The organism is Mesorhizobium sp. M4A.F.Ca.ET.020.02.1.1 (assembly GCF_004022645.1).
Taxonomy (GTDB): Bacteria; Pseudomonadota; Alphaproteobacteria; order Rhizobiales; family Rhizobiaceae; genus Mesorhizobium.
In genome coordinates this window covers 1-3,005 of record NZ_RZOI01000724.1, presented here as the reverse complement: position 1 = coordinate 3,005, position 3,005 = coordinate 1, and the positions used below count along the sequence as shown (strand labels likewise).

The window sequence follows — 3,005 nt, the reverse complement described above, 5'->3', positions numbered from 1 at the left end:
TTCGTGGACCCGGTTCACTGATTGGCAGATTGGGAGGTTTTCATGGATCGCCGATTATTCTTGACGGGAATGCTGGGCTTGGCGGGGGCGGCCGCAGTCGTCAGCGCGGTTCGGCCCATCAGCGCCGTGGCCGGCATTCCGGACGCGGGAAGCGGTATCCTCGACGAGCTCGAGGCGCAGGACAGGCAGGCCTGGGAGGACGACGGCACCGAAGCGGATCTGCAAACCGTCTCGCATCGCTATTGGCGCCGGCGCAGGAGACGGCGGCGCGCCTGGAGACGTTACTGCCGCACCTACTGGCGGTACGGCCGCCTGCGCAGGCGCTGCTATCGCCGGCGCGTCTGGATCTGGTTCCGGCTTTAGCCATTAGGCGCTGATCCTGCCCCGGCCGGATGGTCGCGCCGGGGCAGGGTGTTGATCGCCGGTTCAAACATGCAGCGCGCCGCCAACGCGCGGCGGATAACAGGACGAGGCGCCAGAAAGCATGGGCAACAGCGGCCGCGACGAGCACCAAGCCGGTGCCTCGCCAAGCATTTGATTATCAATCCTTTTCAAATTCTACCGACTTGACTCGCCCCTAAGGCCACGACCGCCGCAATAGGTCCTACGGATCCTGGCGTAGTGCGTCGATGGCCAGCGGCGAAAGCGCCCCTGAACCTCATCGGACTTGAGAAGAGCTGCTGCAAGCAAGCATCGCGACGTCGCGAGTCGTGAGCCGATTGACAAAACAATCCAAGCCTATCATATGATAGGTAGACTATCGATTGATAGGGAGGGGATCTTGGATCGAGTGAGCTCGGACGCTTCACGGTTGCAGGAGCTGGGTTATCGACAGCAGCTCCGGCGCGGACTCGGCGTCTTTTCGACATTTTCTATCGGCGTTGCCACCGTCGCACCGGTGGTCGGTCTCTATGCGATCTTCGGACTCGGGATGAACCTGTCCGGGCCGGTGTGGGTGTGGCTGCTGGTACTGTCCCTGGTCGGCCAGGTGCTGGTGGCAGTGGTCTATGCGGAACTCGCATCCGAGTTCCCGATTGCAGGAGGGCCCTATCAGTGGGTGCGCCGGCTGATCGGCCCGGACGCGGGCATCTTCACAGGCCTCATATACCTCGTTGCCGTATCGGCGGCGCTCGCCACCGTGGCGTTCCTTGCGGCGCCGTGGTTCGCGCAGTTGCTCGGTCTTCAGCCCTCGCCGGGCGGGCACATGCTGCTTTCGTTCTGCGTGCTGCTCGCTTCCCTGCTGGTCAATGCCGGCGGCGTCCAGGTCGTTCGCGTGGCGGTAAACTTCGGCATCGCAGCCGAGATAATCGCTTCGATGCTTATCGGCTCGATGCTGCTGGTGTTCTTCCGAATCCACGATGCCACCGTCCTCTTCAGTTCGATGGGGGCTCCGACCTCGCTCGGAGCAGCGCTTGCCACGCTCGCCGTCTGCGGTTGGGCCTTCGTCGGCTTCGATGCGAGCGCGTCGGTCGCCGAAGAGACCACCGGCGCGGGCGCGAACGTTCCGCGTGCCATCCTTGCCGCCACGGCGGTCGTTGGCATCGCAGTGGTTTTGGTCGCCGTTGCCGTCATCCTGGCGACCGGTGACCTCCAGGCCGTGATCTCGGGCTCTGAAATGGATCCGGTCACGGCGACGGTGGTCGCCTCGCTGGGTGATTGGTCGCGAATGCCGTTTCTGGCGGTGGTGGCGATCACCTTTTTCGCCTGCTGCATTTCCATGCAAGCCTATCTTGGCCGCGTCATCTTCAGTCTCGCCCGAGATGGCGTGCTTCCGTTCTCCCGGAAGTTGGCTTCGGTCAGCGAAGGCAGAAAGGTTCCGCTGGTCGCCATGACGAGCATGACGCTCATCGCCTCGGCCTGCCTGCTTCTCGGCTTCAACGAAGGGGCTGTCGGGACGATGATCAGCTTCGGCACCGCAGGCCTCTATATAACGTTCCTGCTGGTCGTGGCGGCGGCGCTCTACGCCCGCCTCAGCGGCAAGTGGCGCCCCGAGGGCTCGTTGCGTCTCGGCGCGCTCGGCACGCCGGTCAACGTCGCCGCCTTGGTCTGGCTGCTGTTCGAGACCATCAACATAGCTTGGCCACGCGTCGAACTGGCGCCGCCAAATGCTCCGGTTTGGCAGGTTTGGGCGGCGATCTGGGTCTTTGCGGTCGTTGCCGCGCTGGCTGTGATCTACATCGGCGCGTGGCGTCGCAAGAACCTGGCTGCGGAATAGAAATGGGCATTCTTGGCAAAGGCGGCCTGCTGCTGCTGTCGATGGGAGGCTGCTCCGGTATCCTCATGTATCTGTCGCTCGAGCGCCCGGCAGGCTGGGCATACATCAGAAACTTCGCGCGGCTGCGGCAGGGCCACGTCGACGCTTTGGTGCTCGGCGGCATCTTCCTCGCCGCGGAGGCGACAGGCGTCGTCGACTCTTATGCGTCTTTGGTGTTGCTGGTCACCGGCTTCTATACCGTCATCTCGACGGGTGCGATGGGCTGGTGGCCGGATTTTCCGCAGCGATACAAGGTTGCAAGTGTCGGCGACTTCGCCGCCTTGTCGACTTTCGCTCTTGCCTGGGTCTGGGTCACGGTCCGCGTGCTGACGGGGTGGTAGAATATGACGCGCATCTACATCAGCCAGAGGCCCCCGCACCTTCTCGATCTCGACGCGGGCATCGCCACTGCGAAAGCGGAGATCGAGGCCGCAGCGGCACAAGGCGCCGATCTCGTAGTGTTTCCCGAAACCTGGCTCGGGGGCTATCCGGCCTGGGTTTTCGGGTTAGCCGGCTGGAACGATCCGGAGGCGCGGCACTGGTTCCAGAAGCTGGTGGCCGCAAGCGCCACCGTTCCCGGCCCTCACGTCCAGGCCCTCTGCGACGCCGCGCGTGACAATGGGGTGTGCGTGGTGATCGGCCTCAATGAGCGCGCTCGGCCGAGCGCCGCGCTGCTTTACAACAGCGCGCTTACGATCGACGCAGATGGATCGATCGTACCCGTTCACCGCAAGCTCACTCCAACCCACAC

General features: G+C 63.8%; 4 protein-coding genes. All 4 read left to right on the top strand.

Going from position 1 to position 3,005, the window contains the following annotated elements:
- The first annotated feature begins 42 nt into the window (after window positions 1–42).
- Window positions 43–363 carry a protamine-2 (modular protein) gene (locus EN742_RS30005; RefSeq protein WP_126058264.1) on the top strand — a complete coding sequence of 107 codons (321 nt, stop codon included), beginning with the start codon at window positions 43–45 and terminating at the stop codon, window positions 361–363.
- A 427-nt stretch (window positions 364–790) separates the two neighbouring features.
- Window positions 791–2,215 carry an APC family permease gene (locus tag EN742_RS30000; RefSeq protein WP_245492428.1) on the top strand — a complete coding sequence of 475 codons (1,425 nt, stop codon included), beginning with the start codon at window positions 791–793 and terminating at the stop codon, window positions 2,213–2,215.
- Between the two features lie 2 nt (window positions 2,216–2,217).
- On the top strand, window positions 2,218–2,595 hold the full coding sequence (locus tag EN742_RS29995; protein WP_126058265.1) for a hypothetical protein: 378 nt from the start codon (window positions 2,218–2,220) through the stop codon (window positions 2,593–2,595).
- 3 nt (window positions 2,596–2,598) lie between these two features.
- Window positions 2,599–3,005: nitrilase-related carbon-nitrogen hydrolase (locus EN742_RS29990; protein WP_281035016.1), on the top strand; the 407-nt coding region annotated here is incomplete at its 3' end.